Origin of the sequence: Maribacter aestuarii (assembly GCF_027474845.2) — a bacterium.
Lineage (GTDB): Bacteria > Bacteroidota > Bacteroidia > Flavobacteriales > Flavobacteriaceae > Maribacter > Maribacter aestuarii.
Genome location: NZ_CP107031.2, coordinates 1,540,338 through 1,561,606, shown reverse-complemented (window position 1 = coordinate 1,561,606; position 21,269 = coordinate 1,540,338). Strand labels below are relative to the sequence as shown.

The 21,269-nt window shown below is 39.5% G+C and carries 21 protein-coding genes and 1 pseudogene; 9 read left to right on the top strand and 13 right to left on the bottom strand.

Annotation, left to right across the window (positions count from 1 at the left end):
* Positions 1-97: 97 nt before the first annotated feature.
* The 6 genes from amaB to N8A89_RS07080 all read right to left on the bottom strand — a co-directional run bounded on the left by amaB (position 98) and on the right by N8A89_RS07080 (position 4,470).
* Positions 98-1,651 carry an L-piperidine-6-carboxylate dehydrogenase gene (gene amaB, locus N8A89_RS07105; protein WP_289645169.1) on the bottom strand — a complete coding sequence of 518 codons (1,554 nt, stop codon included), beginning with the start codon at positions 1,649-1,651 and terminating at the stop codon, positions 98-100.
* Between the two features lie 62 nt (positions 1,652-1,713).
* The gene (locus N8A89_RS07100; protein WP_281541634.1) at positions 1,714-2,118 is read right to left on the bottom strand and encodes a nuclear transport factor 2 family protein; all 405 of its coding nucleotides are present in this window, start codon (positions 2,116-2,118) and stop codon (positions 1,714-1,716) included.
* Complete coding sequence (locus N8A89_RS07095; protein ID WP_281541633.1) at positions 2,118-2,480, bottom strand: DUF1304 domain-containing protein; 363 nt, start codon at positions 2,478-2,480, stop codon at positions 2,118-2,120. The genes N8A89_RS07100 and N8A89_RS07095 overlap by 1 nt, the downstream gene beginning before the upstream one ends.
* 2 nt (positions 2,481-2,482) lie before the next feature.
* Positions 2,483-3,022, bottom strand: a complete 540-nt coding sequence (locus N8A89_RS07090) for a 3-hydroxyanthranilate 3,4-dioxygenase (protein WP_289645168.1) — start codon at positions 3,020-3,022, stop codon at positions 2,483-2,485.
* Positions 3,023-3,278: 256 nt separating this feature from the next.
* Positions 3,279-3,755 carry a CAP domain-containing protein gene (locus tag N8A89_RS07085; protein WP_281541632.1) on the bottom strand — a complete coding sequence of 159 codons (477 nt, stop codon included), beginning with the start codon at positions 3,753-3,755 and terminating at the stop codon, positions 3,279-3,281.
* A gap of 211 nt (positions 3,756-3,966) precedes the next feature.
* Positions 3,967-4,470 carry a CvpA family protein gene (locus N8A89_RS07080; RefSeq protein WP_281541631.1) on the bottom strand — a complete coding sequence of 168 codons (504 nt, stop codon included), beginning with the start codon at positions 4,468-4,470 and terminating at the stop codon, positions 3,967-3,969.
* A gap of 83 nt (positions 4,471-4,553) precedes the next feature.
* Here N8A89_RS07080 and N8A89_RS07075 point away from each other — a divergent pair, with 83 nt between their 5' ends.
* From N8A89_RS07075 to N8A89_RS07050, 6 genes and pseudogenes are all read left to right on the top strand, one after another.
* Complete coding sequence (locus N8A89_RS07075; RefSeq protein ID WP_281541630.1) at positions 4,554-4,910, top strand: hypothetical protein; 357 nt, start codon at positions 4,554-4,556, stop codon at positions 4,908-4,910.
* Positions 4,910-5,215, top strand: a complete 306-nt coding sequence (locus N8A89_RS07070; RefSeq protein ID WP_281541629.1) for an antibiotic biosynthesis monooxygenase family protein — start codon at positions 4,910-4,912, stop codon at positions 5,213-5,215. The genes N8A89_RS07075 and N8A89_RS07070 overlap by 1 nt, the downstream gene beginning before the upstream one ends.
* Positions 5,216-5,337: 122 nt before the next feature.
* Positions 5,338-6,822, top strand: a complete 1,485-nt coding sequence (gene glpK, locus N8A89_RS07065; protein ID WP_281541628.1) for a glycerol kinase GlpK — start codon at positions 5,338-5,340, stop codon at positions 6,820-6,822.
* Positions 6,823-6,980: 158 nt separating this feature from the next.
* Positions 6,981-8,646: pseudogene (locus tag N8A89_RS17780) on the top strand (glycerol-3-phosphate dehydrogenase/oxidase).
* 56 nt (positions 8,647-8,702) lie between these two features.
* On the top strand, positions 8,703-10,127 hold the full coding sequence (locus N8A89_RS07055) for a glucoamylase family protein (RefSeq protein WP_281541626.1): 1,425 nt from the start codon (positions 8,703-8,705) through the stop codon (positions 10,125-10,127).
* Positions 10,128-10,328: 201 nt separating this feature from the next.
* Positions 10,329-12,368 (top strand): kojibiose hydrolase, encoded by a 2,040-nt coding sequence (locus N8A89_RS07050; protein WP_281541625.1) that lies wholly within the window; start codon positions 10,329-10,331, stop codon positions 12,366-12,368.
* Positions 12,369-12,533: 165 nt separating this feature from the next.
* On the opposite strand, the gene N8A89_RS07045 is transcribed toward N8A89_RS07050, so the two are convergent.
* Positions 12,534-13,532, bottom strand: coding sequence for an NAD(P)H-dependent glycerol-3-phosphate dehydrogenase (locus N8A89_RS07045; RefSeq protein ID WP_281541624.1), 999 nt, complete (start codon positions 13,530-13,532; stop codon positions 12,534-12,536).
* Positions 13,533-13,658: 126 nt separating this feature from the next.
* On the opposite strand from N8A89_RS07045, the gene N8A89_RS07040 reads away from it, so the two are divergent.
* A complete protein-coding gene (locus tag N8A89_RS07040) occupies positions 13,659-14,573 on the top strand; it encodes a nicotinic acid mononucleotide adenyltransferase (RefSeq protein WP_281541623.1) in 915 nt (304 codons plus the stop codon).
* Between the two features lie 68 nt (positions 14,574-14,641).
* Here N8A89_RS07040 and N8A89_RS07035 read toward each other — a convergent pair whose 3' ends face one another.
* Positions 14,642-15,160, bottom strand: coding sequence for a hypothetical protein (locus N8A89_RS07035; RefSeq protein WP_281541622.1), 519 nt, complete (start codon positions 15,158-15,160; stop codon positions 14,642-14,644).
* Between the two features lie 256 nt (positions 15,161-15,416).
* On the opposite strand from N8A89_RS07035, the gene N8A89_RS07030 reads away from it, so the two are divergent.
* On the top strand, positions 15,417-16,481 hold the full coding sequence (locus N8A89_RS07030) for a hypothetical protein (RefSeq protein ID WP_281541621.1): 1,065 nt from the start codon (positions 15,417-15,419) through the stop codon (positions 16,479-16,481).
* Here the strand turns inward: N8A89_RS07030 and N8A89_RS07025 are convergent, their stop codons facing one another.
* From N8A89_RS07025 to N8A89_RS07005, 5 genes are all read right to left on the bottom strand, one after another.
* Positions 16,482-16,904 carry an alkaline phosphatase family protein gene (locus tag N8A89_RS07025; RefSeq protein ID WP_281541620.1) on the bottom strand — a complete coding sequence of 141 codons (423 nt, stop codon included), beginning with the start codon at positions 16,902-16,904 and terminating at the stop codon, positions 16,482-16,484. It abuts the gene before it with no gap.
* Positions 16,905-16,906: 2 nt separating this feature from the next.
* Complete coding sequence (locus tag N8A89_RS07020; RefSeq protein ID WP_281541619.1) at positions 16,907-18,184, bottom strand: alkaline phosphatase family protein; 1,278 nt, start codon at positions 18,182-18,184, stop codon at positions 16,907-16,909.
* Between the two features lie 67 nt (positions 18,185-18,251).
* A complete protein-coding gene (locus tag N8A89_RS07015; protein ID WP_281541618.1) occupies positions 18,252-18,776 on the bottom strand; it encodes a DUF421 domain-containing protein in 525 nt (174 codons plus the stop codon).
* A gap of 2 nt (positions 18,777-18,778) precedes the next feature.
* A complete protein-coding gene (locus tag N8A89_RS07010; RefSeq protein WP_281541617.1) occupies positions 18,779-19,168 on the bottom strand; it encodes a lipocalin family protein in 390 nt (129 codons plus the stop codon).
* Positions 19,169-19,256: 88 nt separating this feature from the next.
* Complete coding sequence (locus N8A89_RS07005; RefSeq protein WP_281541616.1) at positions 19,257-20,105, bottom strand: AraC family transcriptional regulator; 849 nt, start codon at positions 20,103-20,105, stop codon at positions 19,257-19,259.
* 187 nt (positions 20,106-20,292) lie between these two features.
* Here N8A89_RS07005 and N8A89_RS07000 point away from each other — a divergent pair, with 187 nt between their 5' ends.
* Complete coding sequence (locus N8A89_RS07000; RefSeq protein WP_281541615.1) at positions 20,293-21,267, top strand: phytanoyl-CoA dioxygenase family protein; 975 nt, start codon at positions 20,293-20,295, stop codon at positions 21,265-21,267.
* The last annotated feature ends 2 nt before the right edge of the window (positions 21,268-21,269 follow it).

The window sequence follows — 21,269 nt, the reverse complement described above, 5'->3', positions numbered from 1 at the left end:
AACAGCCTAAACTATTTTTGAAAAAAAAGAAGTAGATTATTCAACCCTTGGACCCCTAAAAACGACGAGCGATTAAAGGGGTGAGAGGATTGTGCTTTCAGAGGTCAAACTGTATGCCTTGGGCGAGAGGTAATTGATCCGTATAATTTATAGTGTTCGTTTGCCTACGCATATATATCTTCCAGGCATCGGATCCACTTTCACGTCCACCACCTGTTTCCTTTTCACCTCCAAAGGCTCCACCGATTTCTGCTCCTGAAGTACCAATATTTACATTGGCAATACCACAGTCGCTTCCTGCGGTGGATAGAAAGCGTTCCGCCTCCCTAAGATTATTGGTCATTATTGCAGAAGAAAGCCCTTGCACCACACCATTCTGAATTGTAATGGCATTTTCAACATCGCCAGAATATTTTAATAAATAAAGAACAGGAGCAAACGTCTCATGCTGTACGATTTCAAAATTTGGCTCTGCCTCTGCAATAGCGGGCTTTACATAGCAACCACTCTCGTAACCTTCTCCATTAAGAACCCCGCCCTCAACAATGAGTTTACCACCTTCGGCAACAACTTTTTCCAATGCCTTTTCATAGTGACTTACAGCATCCTTATCGATTAATGGACCAACATGGTTGTTTTCATCCAATGGATTTCCAATGTGAAGTTGACCATATGCAGCAACTACGGCATCTTTTACTTTATTGTAGATGGACTCGTGTATAATTAACCTTCTTGTAGAAGTACACCGTTGTCCTGCGGTTCCAACCGCTCCAAAAACGGCACCGATAACGGTCATTTTAATATCTGCATCCGGCGTAACGATTATAGCGTTGTTTCCTCCTAATTCCAAAAGAGATTTCCCCAACCGTGCCGCTACGGCCTGTGCGACAATTTTCCCCATACGAATAGAGCCCGTTGCTGAGACCAATGGGATTCGTTTGTCTTGGGTCATCATTTCACCGACCCTATAATCCCCGTTTATAAGACAAGAAATACCTTCAGGCAAGTCATTTGCCTTAAATACTTGGGCGGCAATATTTTGACAGGCAACCCCACATAAAGGTGTTTTTTCCGAAGGTTTCCAAACGCATACATCACCACAAACCCACGCAAGTGCTGTGTTCCATGCCCAAACCGCCACAGGAAAATTAAAAGCGGAAATAATGCCGACCACGCCCAAGGGGTGATACTGCTCGTACATTCTATGTCCTGGACGTTCCGAATGCATCGTAAGACCGTGAAGCTGCCTGGAAAGACCAACTGCAAAATCACAGATATCTATCATTTCCTGTACTTCTCCTAAACCTTCTTGATAACTTTTACCCATTTCATAGGAAACCAATTTTCCCAAAGGTTCTTTCAACTCTCTAAGCTTATCTCCAAACTGACGGACGATTTCCCCACGTTGCGGTGCGGGTTTTTTTCTCCATGAAAGAAATGCCTCGGTAGCCGTTGACATAACTTTTTCGTAATCGGCCTTGGAGGTGGTTTTCACTTTTCCAATAAGTGATCCATCTACAGGGGAGTGGGATTCAATAATTGCCCCTGATGAAAAGTTATTCGAACCGGTAGAGGTTCCTTCGTTGACTTCTTTTATTCCTAATGCTTTTAGAGCATCTTTTATTCCAAATGCAGCCGCTACTTTTGACATTTTTATAACTTTTTGAATGTGTATTGTTAGAATTTCGACAAAGCTACGAATAAAGTCCTGAATTAATCTTGCGCTCTGATAACCGTAATTTTATTGATTTTTTCCTGCGCTACCTCATATATCAATACCAATTCTATGGGAGTACTACTTCCTTTTCTTCCTGTAATAAACTCATGGTCTATAGTTTTATTTTCAAAAATCGTTCGGGTCAATATTTTCGAGTGCAGATGGGGCGATTCTTTAAATAAATTGGCGTAGACCGCCTTACAATCATCGTATCCTTTTATAGTAATCGCTCCATTTGAAAATTCATGGACAGTAATGTCCTTATCGATGACAGACATAAATGCATCAATATCTCTATTGTTATAGCTTTCCAATTGTTTTTGCACTACTTCTTCTGGTGTCATTTGTGCTGTTAAGGTGGCTAAAGATAGAATAAGGCTAAGCGTAATAATATTTCTCATTAAAAAAATAGGATAAGGATAATTGCACCTAATGCGGGTAGGGCTTGAATAAAGAATATTTTTTTGGTTACGGTCCACGCACCATAGATTCCCGCAACGACGACACATCCTAGAAAGAACAGGGCAATGTTATCGCTCCATAGATTGTCATCTATAAAATAAGACCAGATTAATCCCGCTGCCAAAAAACCATTGTACAATCCTTGATTGGCTGCCATGGATTTCGTAGGTTCAAATAGTTCCGCAGGAAAATTTCGGAACACTTTTCTTCCCTTGGTTGTCCACGCAAACATCTCAAAATAGAGGAAATAGAGGTGCATCGCAGCTACGATTCCAATTAAAATATCGATTAGAATTCCCATAATTAATCTTTAGGTACAAATCGCTCATCCACAGGCATTACCGTACCGCAATTATCACAGGTCCTCAATTCTTTAGAGCCATAGAAATGTTTGAAATGGGCAAGAAAATCCTTTTCAATATCGTGCAAAGTAAAATAAGCCTCATAAAGCTTATGGTTACAATTATCACAGAACCAAAGTAGCCCATCGTCTACGTTCATATGGGCTCTTTTTCGTTCTATTACCAGTCCAATAGAATTTTCATGCCTTACGGGAGAATGGGGTACTTTGGCCGGATGCAAGTACATGTCCCCGGGACCCAATTTCATGGTTTTTTTTTGACCGTCTTCCTGAATATGGATTTCAATAGTACCCTCCAATTGATAAAAAAGTTCTTCCGTCTCGTTATAATGATAGTCCTTTCTTGCATTGGGTCCAGCAACTATCATCACAATGTAATCCCCAGCCTCTTTATAAAGATTTCTATTGCCCACAGGAGGCTTTAAAGTCTCCCTATTTTCTTCAATCCATTTGTTAAGGTTAAAGGGTGCTTGGATATTCATTTGAATAATTTTAATGAAAGTTAAAAAAACCATGGGGGCTATCCTAAACCCGGGGGAATAAAAAAGCCTTTGAATTTTTCAAAGGCTTTAATTATTGTATAATAAAGATGTTTTCTGCTGCAAAACTTGCCCTTGCATTTTATATAAAATCTATTTTTTCGTTCCTGGAATAAAGTAGCTCGACGAATATTCAAAAATATAGACTCAATAAGCGATAGAGGACTTAGGATAAAAAAGTCTAGGATAACATGGTGTACTATTTTTTGTAAAAAAGTTGTGTATAGTATAAGTTACCCGCTTTGTCTTCTTTAATGCTCACGGCAGTATGGGTAAAATCACCTTCCATTGTTTTCTTATGGCTAGAGCTATTGTTCCAGCCTTCGAAAACTTCTTGAGCGGTCCTGTAGTCCTTCGCTATATTTTCTGCGACCATTTCCACTTCCACTTCAGAGTGTATGCTAGAAGCCCTTGCACTAAAATTATCGTGACTTATAGTTCCCTTTCCTATCATGTAGTCCGTATGCTCATTGGCATATTTGTAGGCGACCTCGCTAAATTCCAAGACATTGGAACCCATGCTTATGCGATGATCATTTACAATAGACAAAAGCTCCCCCTCCAATAGAACCATGTTTGCTGTGGTAGCTATTGGAATTTCATCTATCGACTCACTTGTACAAGAAAAAATAAGTACAAAGAAAAGCGGGACAGCGTAGTGCAATCTCATTTTCATATAACGTTCTATTTGCAAGCAGGTCGCTCACCGCAGGGAAGTAGGTGTGTAAGAAGGGTATTCTTTTGTGTTCTCTTTTACGGTAGGGGAATACCGTAAGGTTAATATTAAGTAAAATTGAATAGTCTGGGTTGTATTGGAACGTTTTTTCGATGAAGTGCACATAATCAGCGAAAAAATACACGCATAATTTCAACTTTTTTGGAGGTAACTATTGTTCTTTGGTTATGGTACCTGAACGCAAAACGCGATCAAAAACGAAGGCACCAATTTGTTTGATGGGCTGGTATAACTTGGATTCATATTTTGTATCCTCATCCAGAATATCAAATTCACTACTAAGTCGATCAAAGAAAATTAGGAAGGCCCCAAGGATGACGCCTACTTTTAAAACGCCAAAAATACCTCCCGCAATTTTATTTATAAGTCCCAACATGGCAAAGTCGGCAATTTTCGTCAAGAATTTTCCCGCTATATGAACAATCAGAACAATAAGGATAAAAGTAATGATAAATGCTGCGATATTTATGTTTTGTTCATCCCATTCCATATGATCGGAAAGATAATTCCCGGTTATATAGGAAAAGTGAAATGCCCCATAAATACCGGCAATAAGCGCGATTATGGAAGCGATTTCTACAAAAAGGCCGTTTTTCAGCCCTTTCCAAAATCCCCAGACCAACATTAGTCCCAATATGATATCTAAAAAGCTCATTTAAAAAAGTGTTTAAACAAATATAGAACTTTGATTAGTACCTTTACTATTCCAAAAATCAACTACTAAAAGAGAAGCTAAAAATGGCTAGGGATATACAATTAAAGGAGCGTTGGGACTTTTTGGTAGGGAAGCTTTCTAAGAAGTTCTCTGATGGTGACCCTATGGAGTTGGATGCCATAATCTATTTGGTAGGCGTTCAGGAACTGGGACAATATCACAGGAAATATAAAAAGGATGACAAGCTCGACTTGATGCACATTGCCATATGTAGGTTGTTGGAGCCTTACGGATATTACGAATTTGATTTCTTCGATGAAGAAGGGTGGCCACACTATAAGATTAAGGAAGAACTACCAATTTTAAAAGCCGGGGAACAGTCAATTTTAATGAAAGAGGCTATCGTCGAATATTTTTTGGAAAAGGAATTTATTAGTTAGTGGAATCCAAACCCTATTATGCCGTAATATTTACTTCCACCCGAACAGGAGGGGATAACGGTTATTCAGAAATGGCACTTGAGATGGAAAATTTGGCGAAAGACCAACCGGGATACCTTGGAATGGAAAGTGCTAGGGAAGAAATTGGAATAACCATTAGTTATTGGGAGAGTTTGGAAGCGATTGGCGCTTGGAAAAGGCATACTGATCATTTGGTTGCCCAAAAGAAAGGCATTAGGGATTGGTATAGTAAATATCATGTTAGAATATGCCGGGTTGAGCGGGAATATGTCTTCTCCAAATAAAATACACACTACTACAACGTTGGCGTAGAGTTTTACATTGTAAAACCCACTAAATCCCTTTATATTTATTTCCGCAGCCTATTTGCTAGATGCTGTCAAAGAAATACGGCTAAATTAATTTTATGGGAACATTTATAATTTCATTAGATCAAGGAACTACAAGTTCCAGGGCCCTTCTTGTAGACCAGAAGGGTAAAATTCAGGGAATGGCACAAAAGGAATTCAAACAGATTTTTCCTAAATCCGGTTGGGTGGAACACGATGCCATGGAAATCCTTGGGTCTCAATTGGGTGTTTTGAAGCAATTGATTTCAGAAAATAATGTAACCCCTTCAGAGATTAAGGCAATAGGCATTACAAATCAGCGTGAAACGGCTGTAGTATGGGATAAGGATACGGGCCAGCCGGTATATAATGCTATCGTATGGCAGGATAAACGCACGGCGGATATTTGTGAAGATTTAAAGAAGGACGGATTAACGGAGCACGTAAGAAAGACAACAGGTTTGGTTATAGACTCCTATTTCACTGGAACCAAGGTCAAGTGGGTCTTGGATAATGTGAAAGGGGCACGGGAAAAGGCCGAAAAAGGTGAACTACTTATGGGAACCATAGATTCTTGGTTGGTTTGGAATATGACCAACAAAAAGAACCATGTAACCGATTATACCAATGCTTCCAGAACATTAATTTACGATATAGTCAATCTAAAATGGGATGATAAAATGCTGAGCGCATTGACCATTCCTAAAAATATGTTACCAGAGGTCAAACCATCTGCCTATCATTTTGGAGATTTTGAAATTGATGGGGTGAAAATACCTATCGCCGGTATCGCTGGAGATCAGCAAGCGGCACTTTTTGGTCAAGGTTGTTTTACAAAAGGAACGGCTAAGAACACCTACGGAACCGGTTGTTTTATGTTGATGAACACTGGGGAAGAGCCTCAATTTTCTAAGAACGGACTCTTAACGACGATAGCGTACGGTCTGGACGGAAAGGTGAATTATGCCTTAGAAGGCAGTATTTTTATAGCCGGAGCCGCCATTCAGTGGCTCAGGGATGGTTTGGAACTCATAAAGGATGCCAAAGAGACGCAAGAACTGGCAGATTCCGTTGAAGGGGAAAGTTCGGTTTACGTGGTGCCGGCCTTTGCAGGTTTGGGAGCACCCTATTGGGACATGTATGCCAGAGGGGCCATTTTTGGACTAACGAGAGACACGGGAAAGGCCCATTTGGCGAAAGCTACATTGGAATCGCTTGCCTACCAAACAAAGGATATACTAAAAGCAATGGAAGATGATTCTGGCATTCAATTAAAAAATCTTCGGGTGGATGGCGGCGCTTGTGCCAATGATCATCTAATGCAGTTCCAAGCGGATATTTTGGATACGGAGGTACACAGACCGGAAGTTATAGAATCCACGGCTATGGGAGCGGCTTTTCTGGCAGGTATCCAAGTAGGTTTGTGGAAGCAGGAAGATATCGATCAAAACCGACCTATGAACCGTATTTTCAAACCCACATTTGATCGTGTCAAAAGAAAAAGACTTTACAAGAACTGGCAAAAAGCAGTGGAGCGTACCAAAGGATGGGAGGAGCACTAGAAGTTGCCTAGGATAGTCCACTACTTAAGTCCTGCATTGGTATACAACGAATAGGATTATCAGCATGTAGGTGCTGGGTGAGGAACTGAACTTTTTACCGCAATGGATACGTCACCACATCCCTAAAAAGCACCTACTAATAAAATTAATAGTAAGCTATGAAAAATATAAAATTCTCCAATCTAAATAGGGACAAGATAATATCAAAACTATCCAAAGAAGATTACGACCTGGTTGTAATAGGAGGGGGAATAACAGGCGGAGGCATTGCCCTTGATGCGGCCTCTAGGGGCATGAAGGTGGCCTTGGTGGAAAAGAACGATTTTGCATCTGGAACGAGTAGTAAATCCACCAAATTGATACATGGTGGCCTACGGTACTTGAAACAATTCGATTTTTGGTTGGTTAAGGAAGTCGGTTCTGAGCGGGCCATAGTTCATAAGCTCGCTCCTCACTTGGTCCTGCCTGAAAAAATGCTATTACCGTTAATTGAAAACGGGTCCTATGGGAAATGGTTAACTTCCATAGGGCTGAAGGTTTATGATATTTTGGCGCAGGTAACGGGTGATGACAAGCGCAAAATGTTGGAGAAAAAGGAGGCTTTGAAACTGGAACCCCTATTGCCAAAGAAAATTTTGAAAGGTGCCGGATATTATGCCGAATATAGAACGGATGACGCCAGGCTTACCATTGAAAATATAAAAACAAGTCTTCAATTTGGAGCTATTGCATTAAATTATGCAATGGTTAAAGATTTTGTTTACAAGGAAAATAAAATTTCAGGGGTAGTCATAAACGATGCTATTTCCGGGAAGGAATTCAAGATAAAGACCAAGTATGTTATAAGTGCCGCCGGGCCATGGGTAGATGAGCTCAGAAGCGTAAATAATTCAAAAAAAGGGAAAGCGCTTACATTTGACAAAGGGGGTGCATTTGGTTTTTCCAAAAGAGAAACTGCCTGTAAAACAATCCGTTTATTTTGATATCCCGGACGGTCGAATGATGTTCGCCATTCCCCGTGGTAAGGTTACCTATGTAGGAACTACGGACACCAATTATAATAATGACAAAGACCATGTCCGCACAGATTTGGCGGATGCCATTTATTTGCTATCGGCCGTGAACAATATGTTCCCGAAAATCAATTTGGAGATGGAAGATATCGTCTCTTCCTGGGCAGGATTACGACCACTAATCCATGAGGAAGGCAAATCGGCATCGGAACTGTCGCGCAAAGATGAAATTTTTACTTCAGACACAGGACTAATCAGTATTGCGGGAGGTAAGCTTACAGGTTACCGTAAAATGGCGGAACGTGTAGTAGATCGTATTGCAAAAAAATTGGAAGAGGACTATAACGTGGAGGTTAAACCATGTAATACGGAGAATATTCCCTTATGCGGGAACGATTTCAAAAAATATAAACATGTTAAGAAATATATAAGCGAGATTCATAAGCGTATTAAAGAAGATGGGTTCACCGAGCACGACGCTTGGTTTTTGGTCACCAATTATGGCAAACAGACGGAGACGATTTTGGAATACTATAAAAATCGAACAGAAAAGGACAACCATACACGTATGATTTTGGCAGAACTTGAATTCGGAATCGCTTACGAGATGGTGGAAAATCCAATGGATTTCTTCATCAGAAGAACTGGCAGACTATACTTTGATATTGATAGTATCCGTGATTATAGCAAGCCTATTCTAAATGAATTTAAATCAGCTTCTAAAGTGGACGATGCTAAAATTCTGGAATGGAAGGAAATTCTGCAAGAAGAGCTTAAGGAACATTCTGACTTTTCCTTGGAAAGGGCTTAGCAGAAAAGAATTAAACAAAAACAAGTATCACCAAGGATGGAATAAATTAAGATGTAATGATTTATAAAAGCACATATAAATTAAAAAGGTTTTTTTTCATTTATTCGGTTGGGCCCATATTAGGGTCGATTGTAGTATTCTTTGCGGCTTGCTCTTCATCCGGCACTTCCAGTACTAATGAAGGTTCCCAACTGCCGGAAATACCGTCAACTCCCGAACCTGAGATTCCTAGTTTAACTGATGATGAACTTTTGGACCTCACACAGCGAGAGACCTTTAGATATTTTTGGGATTTTGCCGAAGAAACCTCTGGCGGTGCCAGAGAACGTTACCATCCTAATGATCCATTGAACGACCCGAAAACGGTAAGTATTGGTGGAACAGGTTTTGGTTTAATGGCTATTATTGTTGGTGTAGAGCGTGGTTATATTACCCGTGAGCAGGCAATAGAACGTATAGGTAAAATTATGAATTTCCTGGAGTTTGCAGATCGCTTCCACGGAGCGTGGCCCCATTGGTTGGACGGTGACACCGGAAAAGTCAGGCCGTTTGGAGAAAAGGATAATGGCGGCGATATTGTAGAGACAGCATTTTTGGCCCAAGGCTTAATTTGTGTTAAAGAATACTTTAAAGATGGCGGAGATGAAGAAAAGGTTTTATCGGAAAAGGCCGATGAACTTTGGAAAGGTGTGGAGTGGAATTGGTATACCCAAGGTAAAAATAGCCTCTATTGGCATTGGAGCCCTAATTTTGGCTTTGACATCAACCTGGAACTCAAGGGATATAATGAAGTATTAATCGCCTATGTAATGGCTGCTGCTTCGCCAGATTTTTCTATTACCAAGGACGTCTATACTAATGGTTGGGCCTCTAACGGTGCAATTATTTCGAACATTAACGCCTATAGCATTCCTTTAATAGCAGACCATGCTGGTAACTCCCCTAATGGCGGACCTTTATTTTGGGCCCATTATTCGTATTTAGGCCTTAATCCGAATAACCTTAGTGACGATTTTATAAATTATTGGGACGTCACAGTAAATCATGCCAAAATCAATAACCGCTATTGTATTGAAAATCCGAAAGGATTTCTTGATTATGGAGCGGACTGTTGGGGGTTGACCGCAAGTTATTCCCGAAATCCAGATGGTAGCTTGGGTTATAATGCACATAGTCCTAGTAACGATGTAGGGATAATATCACCAACGGCAGCCATAAGTTCACTGCCCTACACCTCTGAAGAATCCTTAAAGGCTTTACGCTATTTTTATCAGCATAAGGATAAATTATTAGGACCCGCTGGTTTTTATGATGCCTTTAGCCCACAAAATAATTTTTGGGTAGCTCAAGCCTATTTAGCCATAGATCAAGGCCCTGAAATTATCATGATAGAGAATTATAGAACGGGTTTATTTTGGAATCTCTTTATGGAAAATGAAGATGTTCAAAATGGACTGGACAAACTCGGTTTTAAATATTAAAACTATATTAATTTGCTATTGATGGGTTTGCTAGACTATTTAAAAATCAAGGAATTATAGTATTTAGTCGGCGGAATTTACTGTAATCGACTCCACCGATGTGTGCACTTGAATTTGTTCTAAAAGAGGAAAAGTTTTACCGTTTTTTGGACTATCTTAAGGCATATCATTTGGTTATAGACGCCATATAGAAATAAAAAAATGAAAAATATTATCATCATACTGTTCGTATGCTCTAGCGTTATTCTATCTGCTCAAAATGATGGATGGAACATCGAGGTAAACGACAATTCCGATTATACTGGGATTGCGATTGCTAATGGAAGAATTGGGATGCTTACCTCACCAAAACCTTTAGAAATTCAGCATATCGTCCTGAACAACGTTTACGATGTGGACCCAAATCTTAAGGTCAGCCAAATCCTGCACGGTATGAACTTTGGGAATCTGGACATGTATATAGACGGAGTAAAGCTGAACGAGAGCAACATTAGTAATTGGAAACAGACCATGCACATGAAGGAAGCTTCCCTTACCACCTCTTTTGAGTTTCAGGATAAGGTCAGAATCTCTTGTACGGTCTACGCACTACGGAATGTACAATATACCGGCTACATCGACATTAAAGTTACAGCCAAAAAAGCGCTGGAATTAAGGGTCGCGGGAAAAATCGTTATACCTAAGGAATACCAAAAACCGACGAATACCTACCAAGTCCTAAAAGATGTGGAGACCACGATGCCCATTTTACAATCAAAAGCGATGAGTCCTTTTGGCAAACATTTAGTAAGTACATCAGGGACATTCATTTGGCATGCCATCAACTCCTCCAGAGAGAACCAAAGGCCAGAATTGACGCATACAATCATTAACGATTACGAGAATACACTTTCCTTTGATAAAAGGATATCCAAGAACGAGGTATTTGAATTTGCTTGGACCGGGGCGCAATGTACGACCAAGGATTTTTCGGACCCTAAATCGGAATCGGAGCGCATGGTCATTTATAATTTGCTCAATAGCAGGGAGGTATTGCTTGGACAGCACAAAAAATTATGGGGAGAGCTATGGGAAGGGGATATCGAAATCGAAGGTGACCTCACCTCCCAGCAAGATGTACGGTTGGCGCTCTATCACTTGTATGCCTTTGGCAGGGGAGATTCCAATTTGAGTATCGCCCCCATGGGGCTTTCGCTGCAAACCCCGTATAACGGACATATTTTCTGGGATACCGAATTGTGGATGTTTCCTCCGTTATTGGTATTCAATCAGGATATTGCCCGTTCCTTGGTCAACTATCGTTCGGATAGACTGGAACAGGCCCAACAACGCGCCGTAAATTATGGTTATGACGGTGCCATGTTCCCTTGGGAAAGTGACGATACCGGGGAAGAGGCTACACCTCCTTTTGCACTTACAGGACCTTTTGAACATCATATTACCGCCGATATTGCCATTGCCTTTTGGAACTACTATCGCGTAACCAGAGATAGAAAGTGGTTGGAAGAAAAGGGATATGATGTGATGAAGGAAATAGCCGATTTCTGGGTGAGTCGCGTAACAGAGAATACAGATGGGAGTTACTCCATAAACAATGTTGTAGGCGCAAATGAGTTCGCCCCTAACGTAAATGATAATGCCTTTACCAACGGAGCGGCGATTACCGCGCTCAACTACGCCGTAGAGGCGTCGGAAGCACTGGGAGTAACACCCAATCCAAAATGGAAAGAGGTTGCCGATAAGATTAGGATACTTCAGTTTCAAGACGGCGTTACTAAGGAGCATAGCTCCTATGATGGCGACATCATAAAGCAGGCAGATGTAAATCTATTATCCTTTCCGCTGGCTATTGTAAATGATGAAAAATCCATACTGAAAGATTTGGAATACTATGAACCCAAACTTTCCCCGGAAGGTCCAGCCATGGGGAAATCTATCTTTGCCGTACTTTATGCGCGCCAAGGGGACGTTAATAATGCTTATCGCTTGTTCAAGGAAAGCTATGTACCGAATCAACAGCCACCATTCGGGGCGCTGTCCGAAGTGGCAACCAGCAATTTCTCGTATTTTGCTACGGGTGCCGGAGGCATGTTACAGACCGTACTTTTTGGATTTGCAGGTATTGACTTTTCGGACGAAGGAATTGTTCAACGGAATCCAATTCTCCCGAAGGAATGGAAATCGTTGACCGTAAAAGGTGTTGGGCCGGATAAGACGCGATACGAAATAAGCCATAACTAGGTATCCAAAACTTTAACAGCTTCTAAAGGAATTCCAGGTTTAAGGCTAAGTCAAAAAGGTATTAAATACTTTTCTGGGATTATTAAGGAAACCTGTGAAATAAAAGCACCCATAATAGGCACATAGGGAATTAGATTAACGCATTTCAAGATTGGGAGGATAGTTTTAATCCAACTTATCCGTCAGATCCAAAAAGACCTTCTTAGGGTTCTTGCTTTCATAAAGAACGCTATAGACGGCATCAATGATTGGGGTCTTCACCTTTTTCTTGAAATTTTCTTTTATGGTATAGGCGCTTTTTGTGGCATAATATCCTTCGGCAATCATACTCATTTCCATCTGAGCACTTTTTACAGTGTAGCCCTTTCCAATCATGTTACCGAACATTCGGTTTCGGCTAAAAATTGAATAACCGGTAACCAACAAATCCCCTAAATAGGCAGATTTGTTGATGTTCCGATCTATGTTATGAATACGTTTTGTATAGCGTTTCATTTCTCGGATAGCATTGCTCATTAACACACTTTGAAAATTATCCCCGTAGCCCAGGCCATGTGCGATACCCGCAGCTATGGCATAGATGTTCTTGAGCATTGCCGCATATTCTGTTCCGATGATGTCCTTGCTTATATTAGTTTTAATGTAATTGCTAGACAGGTTTTTGGCAACGAATTCCGCCTTTTCCTTATCCGCACAGGCAATGGTTAAATAGGAAAGACGTTCCATGGCTACCTCCTCCGCATGACAGGGCCCGGTAATGACCCCAATATTTTCAAAGGGGATTTTATAGGTCTCGTGAAAATGTTCTCCAACAATAAGCCCAGTTTCGGGAACAATGCCCTTGATGGCCGAAAAAACGATTTTATCCTGAATAGAAACAGTAAGTTTTTCCAATTCCTTGACAAGAAATGCCGAGGGGATAGCAAATATTAAGATGTCAGCACTATTAACAGCTTCGTTTATATCATCGGTCAATAAAAGTTGATCCGTTTTAAATTCGACGGAGGTGAGATAATTCGGATTATGCTTTTGGATTTTGATATAGCCTATAGCATCGGAGTTACGCATGTACCACCCTACCTTTTCTTGGTTAACGGTCAGCATTTTTACAATGGCCGTTGCCCAGCTACCACCTCCTAAAACCACAAACTTTAAATCTTTCATCGTTTACTCAAAATAGTAGTTCAAAATTACCAAATAAATAATAGGATGTTAAACGCTATAAATCAGACATATACCTTTTTTGGCATGGTGCTTGTTTTCATAGTAGTGAATTTTAAACGTAAAGACATGAAAGCATTAAAACTACTATTTGGATATTCGCTTATGGCTACCCTGTTAGTTTCGTGCTATGCGGATGTCATCATTGAAGATGAGTTTATAGAAGAATCGGCGTTCAATACAGATCAGGTTTTGCAGGCATATGACTTATGGTATGTAGATATAAACCAAACCCGGGGTGGTGGTGAAGTTCCTTTTTTGCAACGTGCGTTTACTGTCACATTCAATAATGGAGTTTTCTATGCGAATAATAATATTGTAGGCATAGGAAAAACTGGAAATGGTTTAGGAATCGATGTAGGTTTTTATGAAACACTTAGAGGAATTGTGGAAATTGACCACGATGTGGACGGGAATTGGTTATTGGAAGTTTATGCATTAAACGGAAACACATTGGAATTATACGACGCCAGTATGGATACTTCCTATTTCCTAAAGGGATATCAAAGGAATAATTTTGATTATGATCAGGTATTCTATGACAACATCAATTACTTCATTCAGGAGTACGATGCTTGGGAAAAAGTATATACAAGCGAAACCGGAGTGCTTAATGATTTTGATGAGGAGAACTTTTTACAGTTTTTACCTGCTTTGTTTCGTTCTTCAATAGACCCTCAAGGAACAGGTTTAGCCAATTTACAATGGGATTATGAGGGGGATTATGAAGTCTATGATATTGCTGGCGATGATTCGCTAAAAGCCTTGACATTGGATTATGATTTTTTGGGTGACGATTATTTTGAACTATATGTAATTAATGATAGTACTATTGAATTGTACCACCCAGATAGTGAAACCGTATATGAATTTAAGGGAAGGGGATACCAGCAGTACTTGAAGTCTGGAAAAGGTTCTATGGAGAAGAAAAGAGTAAAATCGTCTAATCCTTCTATGCAGGTAGAAAGGCGAAGAAAAAAATAAGTTTTTAGTTGGTTGGTTAGTTGAAAATTGCCTTTGCTTTTAGGAGCAAAGGCAATTTTATTTATGTGTTATCGCAGGACTTTAAAATGTTCGAGTTTAATATCGTCCAGACCCTTATCATCAAAAGGATATTCTAGATCATTCTGGATGTTGTACAAGGAGATAAGTATGAATTCTGTTAGGACAACCACAAAATATACCGCCATATGGTTATAATTTTCCCCAATGTTGAATATAATCGTGGGAGCGTAAATAAGGGGGAACACATATATGAATACTTTACAGTAGGCCTTTAGGCTTAAGGGAGTCCTATGCACATGAATACCGTTCAAATTGTCGATGGCCTCATGAAGATCACACATGTATTTGAACAATTTATCTTTTAGTCTTTTAGGAATGGTATCTCGCCTACTCAATATAAAATCATATATCTTATCAATCTCATCATCTAAAAACCGGATACTCCCATTTTGGCTTTTTAGATGCCTAATGGTATTGTCTTCTATACTTTGCATCAACTGCTTTAATACGGATTCTTCTTCTGCCAACAAGCCGCTTGTGGTAATAAAATAATGGAGTGTTTTCATGGCACTCCTATATTGACTTAAATGTTCCAGCGCTTTTTCACGTCGTCTAAAGGACCCTCTAATGGTAAAAACGAGGGGAAAAATTATCGCTATACTTAATAGCGTTAAATCCACATTAAAAGAAATTTTAAAGTGATAACAAGCAAAAACAGAAGCTATTGATATTAGGGCGACCAATAACGTCCTGTAATTTAACGATGAGAGATAGAGTTTAATAATTTAATTTTTAATACTTTACAGGTAAAGTTAGTCGAAAATGGGAAAGATACAAACTAAACTAGGTCTGTCCACCATCTGTGTGATATTGACTACTTTCTGTTTTGGACAAAAAGACGATACTGGAAAAAAATTGGGTAAGGTTTCAAAACTGTTCAGAACCGAAACAGTACTGCCCGTTCAGATGTCCTATAGTAATAGGGACCTTAAAAAATTGACCAATGATAGTACCTATATCAATATAGATCTTTCCTATTTGGAAGATACTGACACAATTAGGGTAATGCCTATCCGTGTTCGGGCCCGGGGAAATTTCAGGAGAAAGAACTGTTATTTTTCACCAGTTAAAGTGAGAATCAAAAAAGATGATGCCAAAGGCACTTTGTTCAAAGGAAACAAGAAATTAAAATTGGTCCTTCCCTGTTTAAAAGAGAATAGCGCCAATGATAACGTCATTCAGGAATTGTTGGCGTACAAGCTCTACGAAACCATATCTCCGTACCATTTTAGAACAAGGCTTTTAGACTTGACTTTGAACGAAATAAAAGGCAAAAAAATACATGAGCATAAAATAAAGGCATTTTTCATTGAGGATATAGATGAATTAGAAGATCGCTTCGGTGGTAAGGAGCTCAAGAGAAATGTACATCCGTTACAACAGGATTCTATAATTTCTGTTCGGAACGCCTTTTTTCAGTATATGATTGGTAACACCGATTTTTCCACAGGGTACCAGCATAACCAGAAAATATTGTTCGTGGATGGATTTTCTATCCCTATTCCCTATGATTTTGATATGTCCGGATTATGTAATACGAGTTACTCCGTTGTTTCTCAAATTGACGGGTTGGTATTACCGCTAGAAAAAGTAACTGACCGTTTGTACAGGGGATTCGAGAGATCTGAAAGCACTATGCAAGCTGTAAGAGGTGAATTCTTGGACAATAAATCAAAAATGATGGCTATCCTGGAAGACCACCGGAGGTTTTTTGAAAGTCCAAAGGTTTTTGAAATAAGTAAAAAATACATTTTGGACTTCTTTGATATTCTGGAAAGCCCCGCCAAGTTTAAATCAGAAATATTGATAAGGGCAAGGACAAAATAATCAAGGTTTATTGTCAAATAATTCTGTTAACGGTTTGCCTTGTGATGCACTTGGCAAAGGAATGTTAAGTAGCATAGACAGGCTTGGTGCTATATCTATGGGATGGATAGCTCTTACCGATTCTCCTTTTGGAATTCCTTTGCCCATCCAAACCATAGGCACTTGTGTATCATAAGAATATCCTGACCCATGAACGGTACCATTCACCTTTTCTATAGCTATATTCGGATTCGGGTGTATAATGGTTCCAGAAGTATATGAGACCAATAAATCTCCTGACCTTTTTATGTGATACCCGTTCTGCATAGTTTTTCGTAAACCTTCTTCATAAACCTTAGTTTGTAAATCATCTGCGGTTAAAACTAATGCAACGTCTGGCAATGTCATTAAAAAATTTCCAGCTTCTTTTTCCACCATGGTCATGGTCAATTTTTTTCGTCAATAGTTGTTCTGTTAAGGTATAGGTTGTTTCCATTAACGGTACTCACCCAGGAACCATCTCCGTATTTAGTGTCCAAGAAAGCCTCTAATTCTCTTGCATCCCCAATGGTACGTGCAATGGCGGCATCCAACTTGTTTTCTTTTAAAAAGGATACGTTTTGTATAGCTCCGTGGTCGGAGGTAAGAAACAAAGTATAATTATCCTTCCCAACGTTCGTGTCCAGTGCGTTTAAAAGTGTGGCTATATCCTGATCCAACCTAAGATAGATATCCTCCATTTCTACAGACTGCGGGCCAAAAGTATGTCCGATAACATCAGGAACGGAATAACTGATGCTTAGAAAATCAGTAATCTCGTCCTTTCCCAATTTCTCTTCTTGTAAAGCGGTGATGGCAAATTCTGTAAGTAATGTATTTCCTTTTGGCGAAACCCATAAAAGTTGAAATTCAGTCCCTTTAGTCCTCGCCTCAGCTCGCATAGTTTTAAAATCATATGGAAATGTCGGGCTTGTTTTTCCGCTCAAGGAAGGTTCAAAGGCGTTATTGTCAGGAGCGCTAGCATTATAGGTTTCTATGGGATACAAGGTATTCCAAGTTTCGTTCAAATAAGCATCGGATTTTTCTTCACTATTGAATTTGGTCACCCAATCAGGTATATTTTTCATATAAAAACTACTACTTACAAAATAACCTGGGCTGGATTCCCAATCATGCCAGTAGGCCGCATCTGCTGCTTTACCGCCTGGGAGAATAGCCCCTCTATCCTTTATGGAAACACTTATGACCTTGGATTTAAAGTTGCTTGCCTGCTTCAGCTCATCGGTAATGGTAGAGGTCAATAATTTTTTTGGGGAAGCGCCGTACGGGTTCTCCACAACGGAACCCACTATGTATTCTTGATCATCCGACACATTTCCGATAACCGCTTTTGTCTCCCTATCATACCAAGAATTTCCAATAATACCATGATAGGACGGTGTCGTTCCCGTATAAATTGAGGCATGACCAGGTGCGGTTTCAGATGGAATGTAATTCACGTTCGTATTCTTAAAATTAAAACCTTCACGTAATAATCTTTTGAAGCCGTCTTCACCATATCTATTTTGATATCTATAAAGATAATCGGCCCTCATTTGGTCAATCACAACACCAACGATTAACTTAGGAGAGGGACCTTCTTGTGCTGAAGTCTTGGGAATATAGAAGATAGACCACAGTAAAATCAATAGATATGGGTAAATGAATTTAGAGGTGAACCGCATAATAGACGAAATTATAATTCTTTAGTCTTTAGTTTACTTAAAACTTTCATTGGAGAAGTTAAGTGTTTTATTTAAGGGATACATCTTCCATAATCATCGGATCAATTTGAATGGAATCTGTAGAATGTAATACAGAAACGTCCCCTGTAGTCTCAAAAATTACTGCCCTTACCTGTGATAATTGTAATACATTCGCCTCTCGCAGTTTCCCCATAAGATCTGCCCTACTTACCAAAGCCTTATTTAGATTTTCTTCGAAAATTTTTCCGTCTTTCATTAAAATTATCGGTGTATTGGTCAAAACTTTCTGAGCTTTGTCAGAAGTGCTTAGAATTTTTGAGAACAAAACCTGCAGGCCGGCTAAAAGCGCTAGGGAAATAAACGCAGGCATTAAACTAGATAATGGTTTATTTACCGCATCGGCCAAAATGGACCCCATCGCAATAGTGACGGCAAAATCAAAACTGGTCATTTTTGCGAAAGTCCGTTTTCCCGCAACGCGGGTTATAAGCATTATATAAAGATATATGACTATCGCCGCAACACACATTTGACCTATGGTCTTCAACGAAAGGGATTCAAAAATTTCCATGACTATTCTTTTACAAGTTCCAGCGTTTGTACATTATTGGCACCATCCGTGGATTGCCATTTTTGATAATCGCTCTTATTCTCGATATAAATCCAAGTTTTCGTGAATTCAGACTCGTCCCCTTCAATGGTAATAAACTGTTCTGTAGTGGACCACGTAAACGGAGTGGCATCTTTCTTGGAAACCCCAAGCAAAGAATAATCAAGGTTCTTGGTACCCGTTCCATTTTTGTTAAAGGTAATTGTGCCAATGTTACTAACGGACATACCTTGCTCCCCTGGGGTTGAACGTTCGTATTTTTCAACGTTCCATGTACCGACTAATTTAGGGGAGCAGGAAGCGAAAAGAAATAATGAAAAAGTTAGTGTAGCTAAAATTGTGTTTGTTTTCATATGATTTGTTTTTAGTAAAAATAGATTTCATAAAGATAAAAAGCTTACTCATCTACAATTAATCATAATGCATCTGCGATTATTGAAATTATCCCGATAGCATTCTTTTTTTAAATGTAGATGGATTTTCTCCAGTCACTTTTTTAAAACTACGGTTAAAATAAGAGAGACTTTCGAACCCACATTCGAAGCAGGTTTCACTAACGTTCTTCCCCATCAGCAATAATCTTTTGGACTGGCTCACACGGTATTGGTTCAGGAACGATATAAAAGTGTTCCCGGTATTTTTCTTGAAGTACCTGCAGAATGCTTCCTTGGTCAAGTTACAAATTTCCGCCACTTCGCCTATAGAGATTTTTTCCTGATAACGCTCGTCCACTAATGCGTATATTTTGCGTATTCGCTCCCGTTCCTTTTTATTATATCGGTTTACAAAAGGTTTCTTATGAAGCAGTTCAAACTCATTGCTGACCGATAACTTTTTTAACAAGGTCACTACGGTCATAAAAAACTCAAAAGGTTCTAATTGATGTAATGTTTTTAAGATTGATCCAATCTCTTTTTTCGTTTCGCGATGGAAGGCGATACCGTATTTGGATAACTCCAACAAACGCTCAATTTGTTTTAATTCTGGCAATGCTTCAAGTACATTATCCTTAAAACTGGGTTTGATATGCAGCACCTCTTTTCTGTAATTAGTGGTAACGCCATGGTCAAAATTTAGATGCGGAATGTTTGATCCTATGAGCACCAGATCAGCATCTTTAAACTCGGAAATATGGTCGCCCACATGTCGCTTCGCACTAGCTCCTTCTATATAGACCAGTTCAAGTTCCGGGTGAAAATGCCAATAAAAAAGATGGTTCAGTTTGGGGTCGTGTAAAAGCCGAAACGGACTTTTAGAGTTGGGTGCTATGGTCTCTAATTGTATTTTCATCTATTGTTCAAACTCGGATAAATTTATCGAGCATTTTATAAAAATATTACAAAATTGACTATAAAATCAATTATATAATTACAATATATCAATATTGTTCAAATAGCAATCAATATTAAGGTAGTTTCCATTGGTTTGTATTTCTAGTTTTATCCTATCAATATCGATCACATTAAAAGTATATAATATGAACAATAAGGAAAGTAAACTGGAAATGGCCAATAAGGCGCATAAGGAAATTCCTGGAAATCCTTCTACCGCCACCAGCAGTAAACAAAAATTGAATGACCGTTCTAATGGAAAACCATTACGGGTTTTAAGCGAAACCGATTGGGAATTCTGGAAACATAATGGATACATCGTTATAAAAAATGCGGTACCTAGGGAGCAAGCCAAAAGAACAGCCGATTTTCTATGGGAGTTTGATGAAAAGGACCCAAACGATCCCAAAACCTGGTACGCCCCACCTAGGGCAGAAATGAAAATGAAGGAGTTGACCGGAACAGGAATGGTTGAGGTCTACAATCACCAATTATTATGGAACAATAGACAGACCCAGCGTGTATACGATGCTTTTGTAGACGTTTGGGGTACGGAAAAATTATGGGTTACGATTGATCGTGCGAATCTAAACTTTCCTTTACCTCCTGGAGTAGATAAAAAGGGATTTATTCATTGGGACTATGACCCGGAAACCCGTCCTCAAAATGTACAGGGTGTTCTGGCTCTGGCGGACCAAGAAGACACAGCTATGGGTGGCTTTCAATGTATTCCATGGTTATACCTAAATTACGACTCTTGGAAATTAACACAACCTGAAGATCGCGATAGGTTTCAACCTAATTTGGATGGTTTAGAGGATAAAATCGTGAAAGTAAAAATGCAAGCTGGCGATCTGCTTATTTTCAATAGTACCGAACCACACGGAATTCGTCCCAACAAGTCCAAGGATAAAGTACGCATAGCTCAATATATTTCTATGATGCCCGCTGAGGAGGATAACGAGGAGTTGAAAAATTGGCGCATCAACTCATGGAAAAACAGGATTGCTCCAGAAGGTTATGCGTTTCCCGGTGATCCAAGAAATTGGGAACAGACCAAATATGAAACTGCAAAATTATCTGTCCTGGGCGAAAAATTATTGGGATTAAGAGCTTGGTAATA